We start from the raw sequence: 20,076 nt of genomic DNA, 5'->3' as shown, positions 1-20,076 counted from the left end.
AGTTTTTTTACATTTGATACGCAGCATGATTAAAACTGCTTATTTTATAAGCCTTCGTATAATATTCAATATTTGTATCAACTGTTTCTACCTTGACAACATCATAGCGCTCTTCTTGCTTTACTAAAAATAAATAGTATTCCTCTGTTGCCTCAATAATCGCAATTTTATCTGTTTCAACATTATATTGTTCACAAAGCGCTTGTAATGCGTTCACATAATCCCCTAATTTTTTAGACTTATCCATTCCGAATATAGTTTGAACTAACATATACATTCTCCCCTTTATATGTACTGTTAACACCTCAATGATAACGCTTACATTATTTATCGTCAATAAAAACATTCAATTGTTTTAATGCCAAATCTATATTGTATCGAGCCAATAATCAGCGAGGAATTCCCCTCCAATTAAAGCTTCGCATTAACTGCCCGTAAAAGCCCGATTGGTGAGGGCTGATAATCAGTGGGAGAGGAACAACCTCCCCACTGATTAAAGTTTCACTTTATCACTTCGTTAATTGATGCCTAAATGCATAAATAACCGCCTGAGTACGGTCACTTACATTCAATTTATTTAATATATTACTCACATGTGTCTTTACCGTTTTCAGTGCAATAAATAACTCGTCCGCAATCTCTTGATTACTTTTTCCCTCTGCAATTAATAACAAAATCTCAAACTCTCTTTCCGTTAAATCATCATGCAAAGGTTGCTCTTTCTTTTGACGCATACGGGACATCATTTTCCCGGTAACTTTCGGCTCTAATACTGTTTCTCCATCATAAGTAGCTCGTACAGCATCAGCAATATCACTTGCTCTTGATGTTTTTAATAAGTAACTGGTCGCCCCAGCCTCAATAACAGGATACAATTTTTCGTCATCTAAAAAGCTTGTTACAACTACAATTTTTGCTTCTGGCCATTCTTGAATAATAGCACGTGTTGCTTCGACACCATCCATCTCATCCATAACAAGGTCCATTAAAATAATATCCGGCCTTAATTGCAATGCTAACTCTGATCCTTTTCTTCCATTCTCAGCTTCCCCTACTACTTCAATATCTGGCTGTGTAGATAAATATGCCGATACACCCATACGAACCATTTCATGATCATCGACAAGCAATACTTTTATCATACTTCTCCCCCTCTCTCAATCATGATCGGTACTTTTACTTCTATTTGTGTACCTTTGGTCGGGAAACTAAGTACCTTAAGTGTCCCACCAATTTCATGAACACGCTCTTGCATCGATCTTAGGCCATATGAACCAGCCTTATTAACCCCTACTTCAAACCCAACGCCGTCATCAATGATTTTTAAAATCGCATATTGATCAATTTTTCGAAGGCGCACTTCTGTTTTCTTTGCCTTCGCGTGTCGCAACGTGTTTGATAGCGCTTCTTGCACAATACGGAATAAATGATCTTCTACACCTTTTTTTAATTCTATTGGCTCAATAAGCCATTCAATTTTCATATGTTGTTTTCGCGATAATTCCGTTAATAATTCCTCTATACCTTCTGTCAGTTTCTTACCTTCCAATTGTACAGGACGTAAATGAAGGAGCAATGCTCTCATTTCTGATTGAGCATTTACAACCATATTTTCAACAAGTTGCAATTGTTTTTTTGTCACATCTGGAAATTCAGTTATTTGTTCATTAATCGCTGACATCATCATCGACATTGCGAAAAGCTGCTGACTTACTGAATCATGCAACTCCCTTGCTAAACGATGCCTTTCTTGAGAAATCGCTTCTTGTCTCATCTCTTCATTCCAATGAGCTCGTTCATTCGTTACTTTTTGAAAGAGTCCAGCTTGCTCCTCTAATCGACGAGCCAGAACGATTACTTTTCGTTCCACTTCATGAAATTCATCATCTGCAGTAAACGAAACATCGCTCGGAAAATTCCCTCGCTCTACTTCAAATAGAAAAGTATTTAATCCTTGTATACGCTGCTCTATATAATAACCGATTGCATATCCTACAATTCCCCCGATAAGTAAACTTGTAGTCATAATAAACAAGCCAATTGGAACAGAAGCGATGGATTCCTTCCATAATAAATCATACACTTGTTGCTCGCTTTTCCATACATATACAATTGTACAAATGAGTGCGATACTAACAGAGGACAACATAGAATAACGAATATACATCCACGAAATATTTTTTTGTTTCTTCATTATACTTTCCTCACTTCCGTGTCGCCTACGACAAGCGAAGAAATAATTTTAATACGACGAGGAGCCTCTTTATACTGCTCTGTTCTAAATGTAACATTGCGGTTAAACCCTGTCTCTTCATGACCTGGCAAGAGCACACGTCCGACAATAACAGAATGATTTAAAGAAAGTTCAATATCATATGGCACATATAAACGAATATTACCAACGACACCCCGAATAACAATTACCGTTTCCCCTTCTGGAATCATAGCAGTTGTTAAATCTATTTCCACATCACAAGCACCATATTGAACATTAATATCCTCAAGTTCATAAATATGATCCATCATTCGTACATTGCCTACAAACATATTTTTCAAATATGTTTCTGTACGATATATTTGCTTCTCTTCGTCTATAATCCCTTTTTCTTTAATTTCAACCTTCATTGCTTTTTGCTGATGCCCTTGTTGAATCAATTGATAACCAATTAAAGCTAAACAAGCAAATACGACAAGAACAAATGCTGCTGATGAAAATAAGAAAAATAAAAATACGATACCACCAACAAATAAAAATACATTTCCCCGTACATAACGATTCTTTTTACGATAATGCCTTCCAAACATAAGCATAATAAATGCAAAAATGAGACCACCTGGTTCAAAATGTCCAAGTATCATATCAAGAAAAAGACCGAATCCAAATATGATGAGGAGCATCCCCATTAATTGTGTCTTTGAAAAATGTTTCTTCATTTCAGCTCCCCCCTTCTTGTCACATATACATAGAAGAAAAGGCATTGCTTTCCAACACCTTTTCTCCTATCACTATATCATAAGCCTGTTTTATAATATACTACTATTATTTTGTTAACTCTTTCGTTAACGATACATCATTCTTTTCTTTCATTTCACGCTCAAGTTTTGCAATTTTCATATCAAACGTGTCACGCTCATGCTCTTCATTCATACGAGTTTCTAAGTCACGAATATGATCTTCAATCTCTTCAAATCGTAAGAACGGATTATTTTCATCCATTTTATGCATCGCAGTATTCATACGACGATTTGCATGTGCCATATTTTCACGTGCCATTAGTTCCATGCGCTTTGCGTGCATTTCTTTTAATTTATTTTTCATTTCAGAAAGACGACGCTCTAACTCATCAATTTGCTCTACAACACCTGCATACATTTCTTCTAATCGAGTTACTTGCCCTTCATAATAAGCTACCTCTTCTAACGCACGTTCGTGCAATTGTAATTCGTCTGCTTCTTGAGCAATGATAGCTTGCTTTGATCTTTTATTAACGAAATAACGTGCTTGCTCAAGCTCACGAGCAAAATTAGATTTTAATGTTTTATGACGCTCAATTAACTTCTCAATTTTTGTTATTTCACGCTCACTATCACGTAAATATTGGTTTAACATCGCAATTGGATTTTTTCTTTCCTTCTCATCTAACACGTTATGAAAATCAGCTAAAATTGCATCGCGTACACGTCCGAATAAAGATTGTTTCATTATAAATCTTCCTCTCTTCTACTTTATTTATAATTTGATTTATTGTTTTAGTTTTTCATTAATTTGTTCCACTCATCTTCAAAGTTACTATATGGTTTAGAACTTTCTGGAGCAGATTCAACAACTACATCTTTTTCTTTTTTCCACTCACGGTATCCGTAGTATAAAACCACTAAAGCAGCGATACCGATTAATGCTGGCGAATGAGAAAGCGCAATGGATAAACCGATTAAACCAACAATACCCCAAGCTAACTTTCCAAAAAATGATTTAGCTCGCACAAATGATTTATAGCTCCAATATACAACTCCTGCTCCGATTGCGAATCCTACAATACCAGCAAGACTACCAAGAGCAATTAAAGCCAAAATACCGGCTGCGATAAACGCTAGAAATTGTTTCATCTTGTGCTTGCCTCCCTTCGATTTGATACTCTTATCTTAACTATTTTTTCATCTTTCCATAACGAGCTTAAGAACCGTTTTTAACTCAGACTTAAGACCGAGTCATATTCAGCCCTTTACGCAAAAAAACGTGCAGAGTCTATTCTCTGCACGTTTTTTAATTACTAACATTCATATTAAATTAAGCTGTTTTATGATACTCTTTTTTCTCAGCTACTTTCGAAAACCTTGGAAACCCAATTAAAATAGAAACAATACCACATACTCCAACTAAGATTGGATAAAATGCATATGGCAACAATTCAACCGGAGATAACGCTGCAAATCCTGCTGCCGTTAACATTTGGGCACCGTACGGAATTAATCCTTGCACACAACATGAGAAAAGATCTAATACACTCGCTGATTTACGAGGGTCTATTTCATATTGATCTGCAATATTTTTTGCAAGCGGGCCTGTAAAGATAATTGAAATCGTATTATTCGCTGTACACATATTCGTCATACTCACTAAACCAGCAATACCAAATTCCGCTCCTTTTTTCGAACGAATATTACGTGTTAATACATTCATTAAATATTGAATACCACCATTATATTGGATTAATTCAACCATACCGCCAATTAATATAGCAAGTAATACTAACTCCATCATACCGCCCATTCCAGTCGTTACACTTTTAAAGAAACTTTCTAACGTGTAACTTCCATCTATAAGGCCGATAACACCAGATAGTAAAGTTCCACCAGTTAATACAATAAGTACATTCCAGCCAAGTAGCGCTGTAATAAGTACTCCTGCGTACGGTAAAATCTTTATCCAATCAAAGCTATGTGCTTTAATCTGCGTGTCACTTCCTGAAGTAACTATTACTAATAGTACAATTGTAATAATAGCCGCTGGTAACACAATTAAAAAGTTCGTTTTAAACTTATCTTTCATTTCTGTTCCTTGTGAACGAACAGCTGCGATTGTTGTATCTGAAATAAATGATAAATTATCACCAAACATCGCTCCGCCAACAACAGTAGCCATTGCAAGCGCAATTGAGATATCAGTTTGACCACTAATACCTACAGCAATCGGCGCTAATGCTGCAATTGTTCCCATTGAAGTTCCCATCGCTAATGAAATAAATGCACCAATAACAAAGATTCCAGCTACGATAAATCCTGGCGGTAAAATAGTTAACGCTAAATTAACAGTTGAGTCTACTCCGCCCATTCCTTTAGCAGTTTCAGAAAACGCACCTGCAAGCACAAAAATTAATACCATAATCATAATATCCGGATTTCCTGCACCTTTAGCGAACCGCTCTACTTTCACATTAAAACTTTCTTTACGATTCATCACTAAAGCGACCCCTACAGCAATTGAAATCGCTACAAGTATCGGCAATTTATAGAAATCACCTGTAATAATTCCAGAACCAATAAATAGCGCCAAAAATATCCCAAGTGGTAATAAAGCTAAACCATTTCCTCTCGTTTCTTTCAAAGTACCATCTCTCCCTAGTTTCAACCTTTTTCTAATAAATAACAAAAGACCTCTTCCGATGAGAAGAGGTCTTATACATCTATAAGAAACACTCTTCTCATCTTTCAAGCACACGCTTGCTGGATTTGGCACAGCACTCTGAAATCGAGTCCGCTGCCGAGGCATCGTAGGGCCAGTCCCTCCGCCTCTCTTTATAAGAAGGTTTCATATTTATTTTTTAATAATAATTTCTTCCCTAACTTTACTCGCTTACAAAACAAAAGTCAATTATTTTTTGTATAGATTTTTTTGGTAATTATACAAAAATTTGAATACAACAATCATTTTAACTTTTCGATTTCTTCTTCCAATATTGAAATCCAATAAAATTCACTATTTTTTATTGTTGCTAATATCCATTTCGTAGTGTGCCAAGCTAGCTCATACTCTTCCTTCGTGACATCACCACTTTTATAAGCATCCTCTAGCTCCTCTTCATCTAATACATACACCTTACCGCTAGATAATAATACTACATCTAAATATAAATCATCAAAATACGGTAAACCACGATCGTCTATTTTATATTCTTTCGCCACATCGATATAATATTGCACTAATTTTTTCTGATCATCTAACATAGCGGTAATCGCAAAGTTTTTCCCGTCTATGAAATATTGAATCCACGTATACTGATCTGCTGCAATACAAAGTTCTTCACCATCATATTGTTTACAACTAGGCTCTCTCACCTTTTTTATATCCAGTATTCCGAGCATTCCCTCTTCCACTTGCTTAACCGTATAACTCTTTTCTATTAGTCTCTTCCACGAAGAACCGTCACCATATTTTCGTTTCATTATGTCTGCTCCTCTTCTATATACAGAAAAGCTCCCACATATTATGTGAGAGCTTGTTCATATTATAATTAAGCCGCTTGACCCTTTTCAGAAATCTCTTTTAAATAAGCTTGTCCTTTTTCAGCGTCATATTGACCTTCCCACTTAGACATAACTACAGCTGCTAAAGAGTTTCCTACAACGTTAACTGCTGTACGAGCCATATCTAAAATACGGTCAATACCAGCAATGAACGCTAAGCCTTCAGGTGGAATACCTACTGTACCAAGTGTCGCTAATAATACAACGAATGATACGCCCGGTACACCTGCGATCCCTTTTGATGTAACCATTAATACAAGCAACAATGTAATTTGTTGTGTAATAGATAAATCAATACCGTACATTTGCGCTAAGAAAATAGCCGCAATTGCTTGATATAAAGTTGATCCATCTAAGTTAAATGAATAACCTGTCGGAATAACGAAAGATGTAATTGCTTTCGGACAACCGAATTTCTCCATTTTCTCCATGATTTTTGGTAAAACTGTTTCTGAGCTTGCTGTAGAATACGCTAAAATCAGCTCGTCTTTTAAAATCTTAAAGAATTGGAAAATGTTAATTCCAAATATTTTCGCTGTAAGTCCTAAGACAACTACGACGAAGAAGATCATTGCTCCATATACGACAATTAGTAATTTCCCTAATGGAATTAATGAAGCAAGACCAAATGTAGAAACTGTAACACCAATTAGTGCAAATACACCAAATGGCGCAAATTTCATAACTTGGTTTGTTACGTAAAACATTGCGTCAGCTACACCTTGGAAAAATTGAAGAACTGGTCTTCCTCTTTCACCAATTGCTGCTACACCTAAACCAAATAGTACAGAGAAGAAGATAATAGCTAGCATATCTCCGTCAGCTAACGACTTCATAATGTTCGTTGGAACAATATTTACAAATGTATCTGCAAATGAATGACTTTGTACTTGCTCTGTCGTATGTGTATATTTCGAAATATCTGTCTTTGTTAACTGCTCCATATTTACGCCTTTTCCTGGTTGGAAAATATTCGCTATTAATAGACCGACAATAATTGCAATTGTTGTAATGATTTCAAAGTAAATAATTGTTTTTCCGCCTAGTCGACCTAGTTTTTTAACATCACCAACACCAGCAACCCCAACAACAATACTTGCTACAACAATTGGCACAACGATCATTTTAATTAATCGGATGAAAATATCACCAATTGGTTGTAAATAACTCACCACTGCTGGATTGCCAAAGAAAATCGCCCCAACCGCAATACCAAGCGCAAGTCCTATTAATATTTGCCATGCTAGTCCTATTCTTTTCATATTTGTTGTAACCCCCTCTTCGATGTGTCACTCTATCTCTCATTCTATCTCTATAAAACTAAGAAATTAAGAGTATTACATATTATTCGACAATTCACTACATTTTGTCCCTGTTAAAAATCATAAATCAAAAATTTAAATCTGACAACAAAATAACTTTGCCCGAACGCAAATAATTTTCTTGACAAAAAGTAGACCCATGTCAGAAAACCTCACATGAGAACGATTCCTCACTAGTGTTTTATTAGCTTTCCAAGTAATATTTCACCTCATAAAAACGATTACTTTCCTCCTTCATTTTACAGAAAAATTCCAAAATATACCTTTGTTACACATATGAATAAAATGTAAGCACTATGACAATTACAGTTGAAAAATGATAAATTCCGACAAAACTTAGCAATTTTATAAAATTTTCTTTACATTATGATTACAACGATAGACACCCTTCTTCTTATGATATATAACATTCATAGGGAAAGGAGTCAGACAACAATGAAAAAGAAATTTGCAGCGTTTAGTGTTTTAGCAGCAGGAACGATTTTTGCTTCCCCGTTACTTTCACCCGTATACGCTGAAACGAATCAAGATAAATTATCTAACATTCAATCTGAATTAGAAGGCAAACAAAGTGACTTACAAAATAAATCAGTCGAGAAAGAACAAATAGAAAAAGAAATTCAAGAATTACAGAAGAAAATTGATGAATTAACTACTTCCATTAATAAAAATGAGACTGAATTAAACGATACAAAAAAAGAAATTAGCAAAACACAACAAGTAATTACTGACAAAAAGAAACATATAGAACAATTACAAACAAACATAGATACACGTCAGGAAGTTATTAAACAACGATTACAATCTATGCAAGAAAAACCGCGTACAAATATCATTACAGAAGTATTAACAAACTCTACAAACATTGCTGATCTTGTTGATAATATGTACTCCGTAAGTTTAATATTAAACAACGATACAGATATTGTAAAAAAACAAACATCTGATCAAAATGCTGTAACGACAGAAAAAGAGGCTGTTGAGAAAAAAGAACAACAACTGAAAGACTCTGAACAAAAACTAGAACAAAAACAACAAGAATTACAAAATAACCAACAGCAGCAACAAACTCTTATTAACGATCTACATACGAAAGTAGCAAAAGTAGATTCAGAGATTGAAGGATTAGAAGAATCCAAGGGCATTTTAGAAAATCAACGTCAAGCTGTTCAAAAAGCAATTGAAGAAGAAAAACGGGCGGAAGAAGCTCGTAAAGCGGAAGAAGCCCGACAGGCAGAAGAGGCCCGCAAACAACAAGCTACTAAATCTGCTCAAGCGGCCCCAACACCACATGATACAAATATCGGTGGTTTTATCAAACCAGCAGCTGGATCAAAAACTTCCGGATTTGGTGTACGTTCTTTAGATAACCATAAAGGAATTGACATCGCTGCTTCGGGAACGGTTCCAATTATCGCTGCTGCAGATGGCGTTGTTATTCGCTCAGAATTATCATCTAGTTACGGAAACGTAGTGTATTTATCTCACCGTATAAACGGAAAAACATATACGACAGTATATGCTCATATGAATAGTCGTTCTGTATCGAATGGACAAACTGTAAAACAAGGCGATCAGCTTGGATTTATGGGGAATACGGGCCAATCATACGGACAACATTTACACTTCGAACTTCATCTTGGAGAATGGAATGTCGGCAAGACAAACGCAGTTGACCCATCTCCTTATATCGGATTATAAAAAACCTCGGTGCCTACCGAGGTTTTTCATTTACACTTCACACAATATAGGCATTCTACATAGACTATAACTAAATGCCTATAGTTTACGAGGTGATCCATATGAATACGCAATTACAACAAAAAATAGAAGAAGCTAGAGAAACGTATATTGGCCGGATATTTACATTTGGCGGCTCAGTTTTATTTTTAATCGGTTCATTCCTCGCAGTCACCACAGCCTATAAAGCGTATAATCGTCTATTACATTCATCAACATAAAAAAAGACGGGAGATCCCCGCCTTTTTTTATGCAAACATTTTAAATACACCTATCGCATTTAAAAATACAATTATTACAGTTACCGGAATAACATAACGAAGTAAGAAGAACCAAATGTTAAATAACGTTTTCCCTTTCGTTTCCGTCACTTCTAATTCTTTCATCAACAACTCTTTACTCATTTTATTTGGTACAAATAATGAAATAGCTAGTACTCCTAACGGCAGCAATACGTTACTTACCGAAAAGTCGACTAAATCAAAGAATGTTTTCCCAAATATTTTCACGTCACTCATAATCCCAAATGATAACGCTGATGGAATACCAACTGCAAAAATAAGAATACCAATTAATAATGATGCTGACGGACGCTTCTTCTCATTACCTTTCGCAACAGATGCTACTACAATTTCAAGCATTGAAATTGCTGATGTTAAAGTCGCAAAGAAGAATAAAATTAAAAACATAATAAAGAAAAATTGACCAAATGGTATTTTTGCAAATACTGCTGGAAGGACGATAAACAGTAATCCCGGTCCTTCAGTCGGTTTAACTCCTAATGCGAAAATCGCTGGGAAAATTGCTAATCCTGCAAGTACTGTAACAAAAACAGTTAAACTTACAATAGATGTTGCCGATTTCGCTAAATGTTCCTCTTTCTTTAAATACGAACTATACGTTACCATTACCGAGGCACCTACAGTTAGCGAGAAGAAAGATTGTCCCATCGCATATAAAATTGTATCTGCTGTAAGCTTTGAAAAATCTGGTTTTAAGAAGAACTCTACTCCAGCAAAAGCACCATCGAGTGTTAACGCACGAACAATAATCGCAATAAATAAAATAAATAATAGCGGCATCATGTACTTACTTGCCTTTTCTATACCTTTCTCTACACCTTTACTTACAACAAAAATCGTACAAAGCATAAAGATAAATTGTGCTCCAATCGCACTTAATGGATTTGAAATCGTTTCACCGAACAATTGTCCATAATCAGCTGCACCATTCCAGAAACTTCCTGTCACACTATAATATAAATAAAGTAAAATCCATCCACCTACAACACTATAAAAAGATAGTACACTAAAACAAGTAACAACTCCCATACGACCAATCCAAGGATATAATTTGCTATTTGGCACTAGTACTTTATAAGCTGTAACCGCCTCTTTTTGCGTGCTACGTCCAATAACAAACTCCGCTATTAGAAGAGGCATACCTATAAATAAAGTTAATAGTAAAAATACAAGGAAGAATGCGCCTCCCCCGCCATTACCTGCAACATATGGAAATTTCCATATCGCACCAAGACCTACTGCGGCTCCGGCTGCTGCGAGTACAAAGCCTATTTTCGACGTCCATTGCTGTGTTTCTTTCATCATAATTTCTCCTTTTCTGAATATTTAAACTTTTGTTAATTATACACTTTCATTTCATACTCGCACACCTCCTTTAGAAAATAAAAAAGTCCCCTACACGCAAATATGCATGTAGAGGACGATATATGTAATGTAAATACCGTGGTACCACCTCAATTGGATTGATAAATCCCACTTGTTCAAGTACAGGAATAATTCCGATACTCTATCCTTTTAACGGCGGAACCCGGGTTGCCTACTACAATGTTCAACATACCTCTCGCAAGCCCATTCTGTATATTTTATCGTACCGGGCTCCCACCTAACCCCAGCTCTCTGAACGCATCAAATATACGTACTCTTCTTGCTCATCGATTTCATCTATTGAAGTTACTTGTGATTATAAATTATATTTTTATATTTGTAAAGCGCACTTTATCTTTTATTATTTTAAAACCTTTTCCTCTAACTCACGTAAAAAACTTTCTCTTTTCCCCTCATTTTGCACATATACTGATTTCAACACTTCTTGGAGCAATATATTTCGTTCCCTCTTTTCTAACTGTAAATCTTTTAACTTCAACCTTACTTCATATAAAAAATCTAAATACGATTCATATGTCTCATCATATTTATTTGCAATATCATCTCGAATTTTTTTTGCGAGCTTCGGGCTCGCTCCCCCAGTAGAAACTGCTATATTAAGTAAACCACGATGAATCGCTGCCGGAAAATGAACATTACCACTTTCCGGATTTGTAATAACATTTACTAATTGATTCTCAGCGGCATCTTCAGCAACTTGTTCATTTAATATTGAATCACTACTCGCTGCAACAACTAAAAAAGCACTTTTAATATCACTTTTTTCATATTCTCTTTGATACCAACGAATTTTCTTTTCTTCCACAAGTTTTACTAAATTCGCATCTAATTCTGGACTTATCACAACTATATCCGCACCCTGTTTGAGTAAAGGAATAATTTTAAATCCTGCAACTTTTCCCCCGCCAATAACAACAACGCGTTTCTCATTAACTCGCACTGTAAGTGGATACATACTGATCTCCTTTCAATAACTCCGTCGTTTTCTGAATTAACATATCTTGAAACGCTTCATTCTTCCCTAAATATGGACTAATTTTTATCTCTTCCACTTCATATTGGCGCACTTCTTTCTCAATATGTTTCATAAGTAAACCTGTAAATAACAAGTAAGGCAGTACAACGATGTTCTTTTCTTTTCGTTCTACAACTTCCTTTAACTTCTCCTCAAATTTTGGCTCTGCAGCCGCTAAATAACAAACTTCTACTTTTTTAACCTTCTCTTTTGTTTGAAATAAAGAGGCAATCCAGTTTATATCTCTTAATACTTCAGGATCACTGCTCCCTCTTGCAACAAGAAGTAACGTCACTTCATTTTTATCTTCCTGTTCGATGCCACTTCCGCTATACACCGATTTAACAAGTGTTTCTGATACACCAAACGGATTACCATAGGTAACTTTAACATCCGAAAATTGATTAGTTAACTTTTCCAATTCAAAAGGGATATCTTTTTTTACATGACCTGCCGCTAATAAAAAAACAGGGATAGCAATAATCTCAGTGGCCCCACGCTTCACACATGTACGAAAACCATCTTCAATAGAAGGATTCGCTAACTCTAAAAAACAAACTTCTTGAATAGTCGCTTCTATACGGCTCATGCACGATGTAATAAATTGAATCGCCTCTTCTTTCGCTGTCTTCAAACGACTTCCATGACATATATATAAGACGGCTTTCATTTTACAACACTCCACTTACTTGATAAGCATTTTCTGTCTGCTTCTCAAACCAATGAATTTTTTCTCTAAAACGGACAACCTCTCCAATTACAATCATACTCGGATTTTGAATTTGCTCTTTTTTCGCAACATCTACAATTGTCCCTAACGTTCCAACAACTGTGCGTTGCATAGACGTCGTCCCCTGCTCAATAATAGCAGCTGGCGTACTTTTATCTTTTCCATGCTTCATAAGTTGCTCACATATGTAGGGCAAATTACTAACCCCCATATATACCGCTAAAGTCTCTACACCTTTCGCTAAACTTTCCCATTTCACTTCTTCTTCAGCACCTTCTTTCCTATGCCCAGTCACAATAGCAAAACTTGCACTTGCATCACGGTGCGTCACTGGAATGCCCGCATAAGCAGGAGCAGCTATTCCAGCTGAAATACCAGGAATGATTTCAAATGGTACACCTTGCTTTGCTAATGCTTCAGCTTCTTCTCCCCCTCTACCAAACACAAATGGATCGCCGCCCTTGAGCCTCGTTACAACTTTTCCTTTTTTCGCATACTTAATAAGAAACGTGTTAATTGTCTCTTGCTTCATCGTGTGATAATTCGGGAGTTTTCCACAATAAATTAAATCCGCGTCAGGCTTTGCGTATGAAAGCAGCTCTTTATTCACAAGTCGGTCGTATAAAATAACATCTGCCTTCTCAATACATTTCAACCCTTTAACAGTAATTAAATCTGGATCGCCAGGACCCGCTCCAACAATATAAACCTTTCCCATCATCTCTCCTCATTTCTTCTATTAAAATGAAACTTCCATTCGTATATAAGAATGGAAGTTTTTATTTTTTCGTATTACTAATCTCTACTCATGGATAACAAATGCCTCACCTTTTCGAATCTTCTTTTTTTCAAACAAAGAAATCTCTTTTACCTCTGGCAACGGTAAAAAATGCTTTTCAAGCTCAATCTCCGCAAGCTTAAATGCCTGTTCTTCACTTTGAGCAACAACAACAATCGGAACAATACTATTTACTAACACAGCTTCAAATCGATATAAATCCATATCGTCCCTCCTAAGACGCTATTACTTCTTCTAGCACGTTATTTAACGCTATTTGTAATGTATCTACACCAACACGACCTACAAAATCATAAAATGTTTCGGCTGGTAATTTATTCTCTTTGAAATAACTTATAAATGATGCGAGTACATCAGGTAGATCCTCGCCATCTATTTTTCCTTTTAACTTTTGATTGTAGGCACCGCCATCTAACAATGTTCCACCTACGTATATTTCAAACGCTTCAACAATACCTTTTTCCTTCGTTTTCATTTTCACCCCTTGTAGCCCAATGTCAGCAATTTGACGTTGACCACATGAATTTGGGCAGCCTACCATATGAATTCGAACTGGAACATCGAGTGCAATTTGTGTATCTAAGTATTCTGCAATTTTTCGTAATCTTTCTTTCGTTTCTACTAGTGCAAGATTACAATATTCAATACCGGTACATGAAACCGCATGACCAATAAATGATTTCGGGCTAGCAGATATCGCTTCAAACAGCGGTTCACTAAGTAATCCTTTTACATTTTCCGGAGGAACGTTCGGAATAATGAAGTTTTGCGAGTTACATGTACGAATTTGTCCATTTCCATATTGCTTTGCGATTCTTGCAATCTCAAACATTTCTTCTGCATGTAAACGACCTACCGGTACATTAAAACCTACATATTTTAATCCCTTTTGTTTTTGGTCTTGAACACCATAAAAATAGCCTGCATTCCATCCTTTGAGTGCACTTTCCCCTTTACTTTGTAAAGGCCCTGTATACTCTATTAGTTTCTCTTTAAATTTCTCTGCTCCCCAGTCCGCAACAAGAAATTTCAACCGAGCTAAATGACGTTTTTCACGATATCCAAAATCACGGAATATAGTAGCAATCGCAATCGCCACCGCCTTCACTTCTTCTGGTAAAACGAATACATCTAATTCATCAGCTAAATACGGTCGAGCTGATAATCCTCCACCTACTTTTATATGAAAACCAACTTTTTTCTCACCATCTATTTCTTTCGTTGCAGGCGTAAATGCAACACAGTTAATTTCTGCGTTTGCTGAATTATAAATATTAGAACTAATAGACATTTTAAATTTACGTGGCAAGTTAGAAAACTCTTCATTATGTTGGAAGTAATCATATACTTCTTTTACAATATGCGCTGTATCGAATAGTTCATTTGCATCAATGCCAGCAAGCGGATTACCTGTAATATTCCGCGTTATATCACCACAAGCCCCCGCTGAAGATAACCCAACTCTTGCTAATCTTTTAAAAATATCTGGAATTTGCTGAATTTCTAACCAGTGAAACTGAATCGCCTGTCTCGTCGTAATATCTATTACATTACGTCCATAATCTTCAGCGATAGAAGCAAGTACTTCTGCCTGTGCATTTGTAATAATCCCTGACGGAATATTTACCCGCATCATAAAATAACCAGCTTCTTTCGGTCTTTGTAAATACAAGCCTGCCCATTTAAAGGCATCCCACTCTTCTTTCGGAATAGATTCGAAACCATTTTCCGCATAGTAAGGAATATCATTAAAAATTTCTAAGCCATCTTTTTCTAATTTATTTTTCTCGGTCTGATTTAATTTTTCATTGTTAGCCCATACTTTTTCATAACTCATTGTTTATCCCCCTATATAAAACTACGCTCTTGTAAGTACTTCACGATTTGTTCTGCACATTCTTCAATAGAATATTTGTGCGTTTCTACAATTAATTCCGCTTGCTCTGGCTCTTCATAAGGCGAATCAATACCTGTGAAATCCTTAATATCACCTTTTCTTGCCTTTTTATAAAGTCCTTTCGGATCACGTTTCTCACACTCTTCAATCGGACACTTCACAAAAATTTCAATAAATTCATCTACCGCTAATAAATCTCTTACTTGTTTGCGGTCTACTCGAAATGGTGAAATAAATGCTGTAAGGACAACTGCTCCTTGGTCTACAAATAACTTTGCCACTTCGCCAATACGTCTTATATTTTCCATGCGATCACTTTCAGAAAATCCTAAGTCTTTATTTAAACCGTGGCGAATGTTATCCCCATCCAGCACATAGTTTCCAATATTCTTTTCAAACAGTTTACGAGCGACCGCATTCGCTACTGTAGATTTACCCGAAGCTGATAAACCAGTAAACCAAATTACAAAACTATGATGTCCATTCTTCACTCTTCTCTCATCTTTTGAAACCGAAGCTGTATGCCAAGTAATATTCGTATCCATCTCGTTCTCTCCCTATTCTGTTACTACTTCTTTTTTCAAGCCTTTAATTAGTACTTCCACTACTTCTTTACGACTAAATGTACTTGGCGGAATCTCACCGTTTCTTAATAATTCCCTTACTTTTGTACCCGATAAAATAACATGATCTTCTTTTCCGTGCGGACATGTTTTCGTTGAAGCCATCGCTTCACATTTCGTGCAGTAAAAACTATGCTCAAAGAATAGTGGTGTAATTCCTAACTCTTCTATCGTAAAATTTGTGAAGATTTCTTGCGCTTCATACGTTCCGTAATAATCTCCTACTCCAGCATGATCACGCCCTACTATAAAGTGGGTACATCCAAAATTCTTTCTTACTAACGCATGAAATATCGCTTCCCTTGGTCCTGCGTAACGCATGGCAGCAGGAAATACACTTAAAAAGACACGATTTTTCGGATAATAGTTTTGAAGAAGTACTTCATAGCTTTCCATTCTTACATCAGCAGGAATATCATCCGATTTCGTTTCTCCAACGAGCGGATTTAAAAAGAGACCATCTACAATTTCAAGAGCAGATTTTTGAATATACTCATGGGCACGATGTACCGGGTTTCTCGTTTGAAATCCGACCACTGTTTTCCACCCACGTTTTTTAAATGCTTCCCTCGTTTCAATTGGGTCTAAATGATAAGAAGGAAATTGATTATTTTCAAAGCGTTTTGTTAGAATAATAGTTCCTCCAACGTAAACGTTTGGTCGTTCATATAATTTTTTCACTCCTGGATGAGCCTCATCCGTTGTTTTATATACAAGTAACGCTTCTTTTTCTTTATCTGGTACAAAAATATCTTCTATTTGAATGACACCGTATATATTTCCATTGTTGACAAGCTTTACTTCCTCTCCAGCCTTCAGGCTTTCTGCGACTTTTTCTGTTACCGGTAATGTAATCGGTATACTCCACACACTACCATTTGCTAAACGAAGCGTTTCTACAACAGAATCATAATCTTCCTTCCCTAAAAAACCAGTAAGGGGGCTATATCCACCTGTCGCCAATAGTTCTAAATCACTTAACGCAATATTGTCTAATTTAATTTCTTTTTCAATTTGTGATACGTCATATGTCTCATCTATACGGTTTACTAATTCGTTTACTATGCTCATTTTTCTATATCCTCTCTTAGCTTTATTTCAAGATTCATCTTATTGGTAATGAAGACCACATTCAGTTTTCACTTTTCCAGCCCATCTACCATCTCTTGAATCGCCACCATCCCCTACAGGTAACGTACATTTCTCACACCCAATACTTGGATAGCCAACATCATGCAACGGGTTATACGGCAAGCTATGTTTGTATACATATCGCCAAACTTCTTTCCACGTCCAATGAATGAGTGGACAAACTTTAATAGATTGAAAACGATGATCTTGATTTATAAACTTTGTATGCTTACGTGTTTCTGATTGTTCCCTTCTTAAGCCCGATATCCATGCTTTTTCCACGACTAATGATTTTTCTAAAGGTAAAATTTTTCTAATCTTACAACAAAGATTCGGATTGCTCTCCCACAGTTTTTCACCATGCAACTTCGCCTGTTCATCAAGTGTAAGTTCTGGCTGTTTTTCTATAATATTCAATGAAGGAAATCGTTCCCGCACTTTTCGAATTAATTCATACGTTTCTTGAAAATGAACATTTGTATCCAAAAATACAACTTTAGCAGATGGATTTACTTGGTTTATAATGTGTAGCAATACCATACCTTCCACCCCAAAGCTACATGCGTAGACAACCTCATCTTTATATTCTTTATAAGCCCAATTTAATACTGATAACGCACCTTTTGTTTCATCTTCTTCCGAAAACGAAACAACATTTTCTTCCCACGTTTCATACGTCAACATGTTTTTTCCCCCTGTAAAAGCAAAAAGACGGTTTTAACCTAATGAAAATAGGTTAAAACCGCCTCTAGTTTTTCTAGTCAGCGCTTTTCACTTTAAACGTACTTTTTCACTTTTCTCTAACTGAATTACTTTCCCATCTTGCACAACAATTGTAATTGAACCATATTTCATATCAGCAAGCATCGCTTCAATCTTCTCGGATACTTCATCAAAATGTTCCCGTACACTCACGCGAACAGCCCCCCTTTTTATTCATAAAAAAAATCTTTCCCATTTCGAAAAGACTGTTCGGTAATATATTTTACCTTATCTTTCAAAATGGATCCCATTTTGCTGGATTTAGCACCTTGCTTTCTATAAGCAGGTTGCCGAGCTTCTTCGGGCCAGTTCCCTCCGCTTCTCTTGATAAGCTTTGTATTTGTATTTTATCACAATTCTGATTTTTTTCAATCCTAGTTTTCCGATATATTTTAATTATTTTATTTTATAAAAAAGGAATTGCCCATTCGAACAACTCCTTTTCCTATTTAGACAAGCTCTTTAATACGTATGCGATCGTTCCCAATAATATTTTCATATGTTTCGCGTTCCACAACTACTTGCGATGTTCCGCCTTTTGCAAAGACAACGGCTGGTCTTCGAATCCGATTGTAATTATTCGCCATCGAGTACCCGTATGCTCCTGTACAGGAAACTGCTAGTAAATCAGAAGCAGCGACTTTCGGTAAATGAATATCCCAAATCAACATGTCTCCACTCTCACAGCATTTCCCGGCAATCGAAACGAGTTCCTCATTCTCATCATTCGCTCGATTCGCTAACATCGCTTCATAACGCGCATTATATAAAGCAGGTCTTAAATTATCTGTCATTCCACCATCGACTGATACATATTTCCGAATACCAGGAATATCTTTCACAGATCCAACTGTATAAATTGTTGTCCCAGCATCACCTACAATGCTACGGCCTGGCTCAATCCATATTTCTGGCAATGGATATTCACATACAGTAAATTGTTCTCTCACTGCACTTGTTACAGCTCGCACATATGTCTCAAGAGTTAATGGTGTATCTGACTCTGTGTAACGTATTCCAAATCCCCCGCCTACATTTAACACTTTTACTACATAGTTTGTTTGCTCTCTCACTTCTTCTAAAAATTGGCGAAGAACTTCAATTGCTCGAACAAAACCAGCTGTTTCAAATATTTGCGACCCAATATGTGAATGGATCCCTAGCACATTATAATTGGATTTTTGTAAAGCCAATCCAATTGCCTGCATTGCTTGACCATTTGAAACACCAAATCCAAATTTCGAATCATCCTGACCTGTTGTAATATATTCATGTGTGTGCGCCTCTACTCCAGGCGTTACACGAATTAATATGTTCACAAATTTCCCATGTTGCATCGCTAAATCGTGTAAAACTTCTAATTCAAAGAAATTATCTACGACAAAACAACCGATATTCGCCTGAAGAGCCATCACTATTTCTTCTTCTGTTTTATTATTTCCATGAAAATGAATACGTGATGCCGGAAATCCTGCTTGGAGCGCAGTATATAATTCTCCCCCAGAAACAACGTCTAATGACATATTCTCTTCACGAGCTACTCGGCACATCTCCATGCACAAGAACGCCTTGCTTGCATATGCTACTTGATAAGAGAAACCACTTTCTTTAAAAGCACGATGAAATGCTCGGCATTTTCCTCGAATAGACTCTTCATCGTATACATAAAGTGGTGTTCCGTATTGCTTTGCTAGCTGCGTCGTATCGCACCCTCCAATTTCTAAGTGTCCTTGCCCATTAATTCGGCTTGTGCCGTGTAAATACATTTAAATTCCTCCCTTATTTCCTCTAAAACTCATAACCCCAATCTTCTATTCATTGCAGCACGCTTTTAGATAGACAAA

The 20,076-nt window shown here is 36.3% G+C and carries 22 protein-coding genes, 2 riboswitches and 1 other annotated feature; of the genes, 2 read left to right on the top strand and 20 right to left on the bottom strand.

Annotated features, from left to right (window positions below; translation table 11 throughout):
* Positions 1–7: 7 nt before the first annotated feature.
* The 9 genes from C3Y97_RS07175 to gltP all read right to left on the bottom strand — a co-directional run bounded on the left by C3Y97_RS07175 (position 8) and on the right by gltP (position 7,787).
* Positions 8–346 (bottom strand): DUF3922 domain-containing protein, encoded by a 339-nt coding sequence (locus tag C3Y97_RS07175; RefSeq protein WP_119683145.1) that lies wholly within the window; start codon positions 344–346, stop codon positions 8–10.
* 163 nt (positions 347–509) lie between these two features.
* A complete protein-coding gene (locus C3Y97_RS07170; protein ID WP_000598707.1) occupies positions 510–1,142 on the bottom strand; it encodes a response regulator in 633 nt (210 codons plus the stop codon).
* Entirely contained in the window at positions 1,139–2,194 is a 1,056-nt protein-coding gene (locus tag C3Y97_RS07165) for a sensor histidine kinase (RefSeq protein WP_100655219.1), read from the bottom strand. The genes C3Y97_RS07170 and C3Y97_RS07165 overlap by 4 nt, the downstream gene beginning before the upstream one ends.
* Complete coding sequence (gene liaF / locus C3Y97_RS07160; RefSeq protein WP_000716095.1) at positions 2,194–2,934, bottom strand: cell wall-active antibiotics response protein LiaF; 741 nt, start codon at positions 2,932–2,934, stop codon at positions 2,194–2,196. Before liaF ends, C3Y97_RS07165 begins: the two co-directional genes overlap by 1 nt.
* A 106-nt stretch (positions 2,935–3,040) precedes the next feature.
* Positions 3,041–3,703, bottom strand: coding sequence for a PspA/IM30 family protein (locus C3Y97_RS07155; RefSeq protein WP_000814124.1), 663 nt, complete (start codon positions 3,701–3,703; stop codon positions 3,041–3,043).
* A gap of 47 nt (positions 3,704–3,750) precedes the next feature.
* Positions 3,751–4,107 (bottom strand): lmo0954 family membrane protein, encoded by a 357-nt coding sequence (locus C3Y97_RS07150; RefSeq protein WP_000808640.1) that lies wholly within the window; start codon positions 4,105–4,107, stop codon positions 3,751–3,753.
* Positions 4,108–4,288: 181 nt separating this feature from the next.
* Positions 4,289–5,605 carry a Na+/H+ antiporter NhaC family protein gene (locus C3Y97_RS07145; RefSeq protein WP_100655218.1) on the bottom strand — a complete coding sequence of 439 codons (1,317 nt, stop codon included), beginning with the start codon at positions 5,603–5,605 and terminating at the stop codon, positions 4,289–4,291.
* Between the two features lie 94 nt (positions 5,606–5,699).
* A riboswitch (SAM riboswitch) is annotated at positions 5,700–5,805 on the bottom strand.
* A 120-nt stretch (positions 5,806–5,925) separates the two neighbouring features.
* The gene (locus C3Y97_RS07140) at positions 5,926–6,444 is read right to left on the bottom strand and encodes a ribonuclease FAU-1 family protein (protein WP_136363230.1); all 519 of its coding nucleotides are present in this window, start codon (positions 6,442–6,444) and stop codon (positions 5,926–5,928) included.
* A 68-nt stretch (positions 6,445–6,512) separates the two neighbouring features.
* On the bottom strand, positions 6,513–7,787 hold the full coding sequence (gltP, locus tag C3Y97_RS07135; RefSeq protein ID WP_000821134.1) for a glutamate/aspartate:proton symporter GltP: 1,275 nt from the start codon (positions 7,785–7,787) through the stop codon (positions 6,513–6,515).
* Between the two features lie 495 nt (positions 7,788–8,282).
* Between gltP and C3Y97_RS07130 the strand changes: the two genes are divergently transcribed.
* Both C3Y97_RS07130 and C3Y97_RS27790 read left to right on the top strand, forming a co-directional pair.
* The gene (locus C3Y97_RS07130) at positions 8,283–9,548 is read left to right on the top strand and encodes a murein hydrolase activator EnvC family protein (protein WP_000726086.1); all 1,266 of its coding nucleotides are present in this window, start codon (positions 8,283–8,285) and stop codon (positions 9,546–9,548) included.
* A gap of 101 nt (positions 9,549–9,649) precedes the next feature.
* The gene (locus tag C3Y97_RS27790) at positions 9,650–9,808 is read left to right on the top strand and encodes a hypothetical protein (protein ID WP_001096001.1); all 159 of its coding nucleotides are present in this window, start codon (positions 9,650–9,652) and stop codon (positions 9,806–9,808) included.
* Positions 9,809–9,835: 27 nt separating this feature from the next.
* On the opposite strand, the gene C3Y97_RS07125 is transcribed toward C3Y97_RS27790, so the two are convergent.
* From C3Y97_RS07125 to lysA, 11 genes are all read right to left on the bottom strand, one after another.
* A complete protein-coding gene (locus C3Y97_RS07125; RefSeq protein ID WP_000665430.1) occupies positions 9,836–11,191 on the bottom strand; it encodes a sodium-dependent transporter in 1,356 nt (451 codons plus the stop codon).
* Between the two features lie 111 nt (positions 11,192–11,302).
* Positions 11,303–11,551: a binding site (T-box leader), on the bottom strand.
* A 64-nt stretch (positions 11,552–11,615) separates the two neighbouring features.
* Positions 11,616–12,230 carry an NAD(P)-binding protein gene (locus C3Y97_RS07120; RefSeq protein WP_000283356.1) on the bottom strand — a complete coding sequence of 205 codons (615 nt, stop codon included), beginning with the start codon at positions 12,228–12,230 and terminating at the stop codon, positions 11,616–11,618.
* Entirely contained in the window at positions 12,205–12,960 is a 756-nt protein-coding gene (locus C3Y97_RS07115; protein ID WP_000648887.1) for a sirohydrochlorin chelatase, read from the bottom strand. Before C3Y97_RS07115 ends, C3Y97_RS07120 begins: the two co-directional genes overlap by 26 nt.
* Position 12,961: 1 nt before the next feature.
* A complete protein-coding gene (gene cobA / locus C3Y97_RS07110) occupies positions 12,962–13,738 on the bottom strand; it encodes a uroporphyrinogen-III C-methyltransferase (protein ID WP_000521262.1) in 777 nt (258 codons plus the stop codon).
* Positions 13,739–13,822: 84 nt separating this feature from the next.
* Complete coding sequence (locus tag C3Y97_RS07105; protein WP_136363228.1) at positions 13,823–14,023, bottom strand: DUF3906 family protein; 201 nt, start codon at positions 14,021–14,023, stop codon at positions 13,823–13,825.
* A 10-nt stretch (positions 14,024–14,033) separates the two neighbouring features.
* Positions 14,034–15,656, bottom strand: coding sequence for a nitrite/sulfite reductase (locus tag C3Y97_RS07100; protein ID WP_078386019.1), 1,623 nt, complete (start codon positions 15,654–15,656; stop codon positions 14,034–14,036).
* Positions 15,657–15,667: 11 nt separating this feature from the next.
* A complete protein-coding gene (gene cysC, locus C3Y97_RS07095; protein WP_136363226.1) occupies positions 15,668–16,261 on the bottom strand; it encodes an adenylyl-sulfate kinase in 594 nt (197 codons plus the stop codon).
* Positions 16,262–16,273: 12 nt separating this feature from the next.
* Positions 16,274–17,410 carry a sulfate adenylyltransferase gene (gene sat, locus C3Y97_RS07090; RefSeq protein WP_000029491.1) on the bottom strand — a complete coding sequence of 379 codons (1,137 nt, stop codon included), beginning with the start codon at positions 17,408–17,410 and terminating at the stop codon, positions 16,274–16,276.
* A 39-nt stretch (positions 17,411–17,449) separates the two neighbouring features.
* Positions 17,450–18,154 (bottom strand): phosphoadenylyl-sulfate reductase, encoded by a 705-nt coding sequence (locus C3Y97_RS07085; RefSeq protein WP_000959022.1) that lies wholly within the window; start codon positions 18,152–18,154, stop codon positions 17,450–17,452.
* Between the two features lie 87 nt (positions 18,155–18,241).
* Positions 18,242–18,385, bottom strand: coding sequence for a YezD family protein (locus tag C3Y97_RS07080; protein ID WP_000116158.1), 144 nt, complete (start codon positions 18,383–18,385; stop codon positions 18,242–18,244).
* 72 nt (positions 18,386–18,457) lie between these two features.
* Positions 18,458–18,566, bottom strand: a riboswitch (SAM riboswitch).
* A 115-nt stretch (positions 18,567–18,681) separates the two neighbouring features.
* Positions 18,682–19,998: a diaminopimelate decarboxylase gene (gene lysA / locus C3Y97_RS07075; protein WP_000280648.1), complete on the bottom strand. Its 1,317-nt coding sequence runs from the start codon at positions 19,996–19,998 to the stop codon at positions 18,682–18,684.
* Positions 19,999–20,076: the final 78 nt, after the last annotated feature.

The organism is Bacillus sp. DU-106, from assembly GCF_004799705.1.
In the GTDB taxonomy this organism is placed as follows: Bacteria; Bacillota; Bacilli; order Bacillales; family Bacillaceae_G; genus Bacillus_A; species Bacillus_A cereus.
This window is presented reverse-complemented; position numbering and strand designations above follow the sequence as displayed.

Excerpts from the sequence above, each read along its gene's own strand:
- C3Y97_RS07115 (WP_000648887.1), bottom strand. The coding sequence starts at position 12,960 with ATGAAAGCCGTCTTATATATATGTCATGGAAGTCGTTTGAAGACAGCG.
- C3Y97_RS07085 (WP_000959022.1), bottom strand. The coding sequence starts at position 18,154 with ATGTTGACGTATGAAACGTGGGAAGAAAATGTTGTTTCGTTTTCGGAA.
- lysA (WP_000280648.1), bottom strand. The coding sequence starts at position 19,998 with ATGTATTTACACGGCACAAGCCGAATTAATGGGCAAGGACACTTAGAA.
- gltP (WP_000821134.1), bottom strand. The coding sequence starts at position 7,787 with ATGAAAAGAATAGGACTAGCATGGCAAATATTAATAGGACTTGCGCTT.
- C3Y97_RS07165 (WP_100655219.1), bottom strand. The coding sequence starts at position 2,194 with ATGAAGAAACAAAAAAATATTTCGTGGATGTATATTCGTTATTCTATG.
- cobA (WP_000521262.1), bottom strand. The coding sequence starts at position 13,738 with ATGGGAAAGGTTTATATTGTTGGAGCGGGTCCTGGCGATCCAGATTTA.
- C3Y97_RS07130 (WP_000726086.1), top strand. The coding sequence starts at position 8,283 with ATGAAAAAGAAATTTGCAGCGTTTAGTGTTTTAGCAGCAGGAACGATT.
- cysC (WP_136363226.1), bottom strand. The coding sequence starts at position 16,261 with ATGGATACGAATATTACTTGGCATACAGCTTCGGTTTCAAAAGATGAG.
- C3Y97_RS07125 (WP_000665430.1), bottom strand. The coding sequence starts at position 11,191 with ATGAAAGAAACACAGCAATGGACGTCGAAAATAGGCTTTGTACTCGCA.
- C3Y97_RS07120 (WP_000283356.1), bottom strand. The coding sequence starts at position 12,230 with ATGTATCCACTTACAGTGCGAGTTAATGAGAAACGCGTTGTTGTTATT.
- C3Y97_RS07175 (WP_119683145.1), bottom strand. The coding sequence starts at position 346 with ATGTTTTTATTGACGATAAATAATGTAAGCGTTATCATTGAGGTGTTA.
- C3Y97_RS07140 (WP_136363230.1), bottom strand. The coding sequence starts at position 6,444 with ATGAAACGAAAATATGGTGACGGTTCTTCGTGGAAGAGACTAATAGAA.
- C3Y97_RS07105 (WP_136363228.1), bottom strand. The coding sequence starts at position 14,023 with ATGGATTTATATCGATTTGAAGCTGTGTTAGTAAATAGTATTGTTCCG.
- C3Y97_RS27790 (WP_001096001.1), top strand. The coding sequence starts at position 9,650 with ATGAATACGCAATTACAACAAAAAATAGAAGAAGCTAGAGAAACGTAT.
- C3Y97_RS07100 (WP_078386019.1), bottom strand. The coding sequence starts at position 15,656 with ATGAGTTATGAAAAAGTATGGGCTAACAATGAAAAATTAAATCAGACC.
- C3Y97_RS07150 (WP_000808640.1), bottom strand. The coding sequence starts at position 4,107 with ATGAAACAATTTCTAGCGTTTATCGCAGCCGGTATTTTGGCTTTAATT.
- C3Y97_RS07155 (WP_000814124.1), bottom strand. The coding sequence starts at position 3,703 with ATGAAACAATCTTTATTCGGACGTGTACGCGATGCAATTTTAGCTGAT.
- C3Y97_RS07170 (WP_000598707.1), bottom strand. The coding sequence starts at position 1,142 with ATGATAAAAGTATTGCTTGTCGATGATCATGAAATGGTTCGTATGGGT.
- liaF (WP_000716095.1), bottom strand. The coding sequence starts at position 2,934 with ATGAAGAAACATTTTTCAAAGACACAATTAATGGGGATGCTCCTCATC.
- sat (WP_000029491.1), bottom strand. The coding sequence starts at position 17,410 with ATGAGCATAGTAAACGAATTAGTAAACCGTATAGATGAGACATATGAC.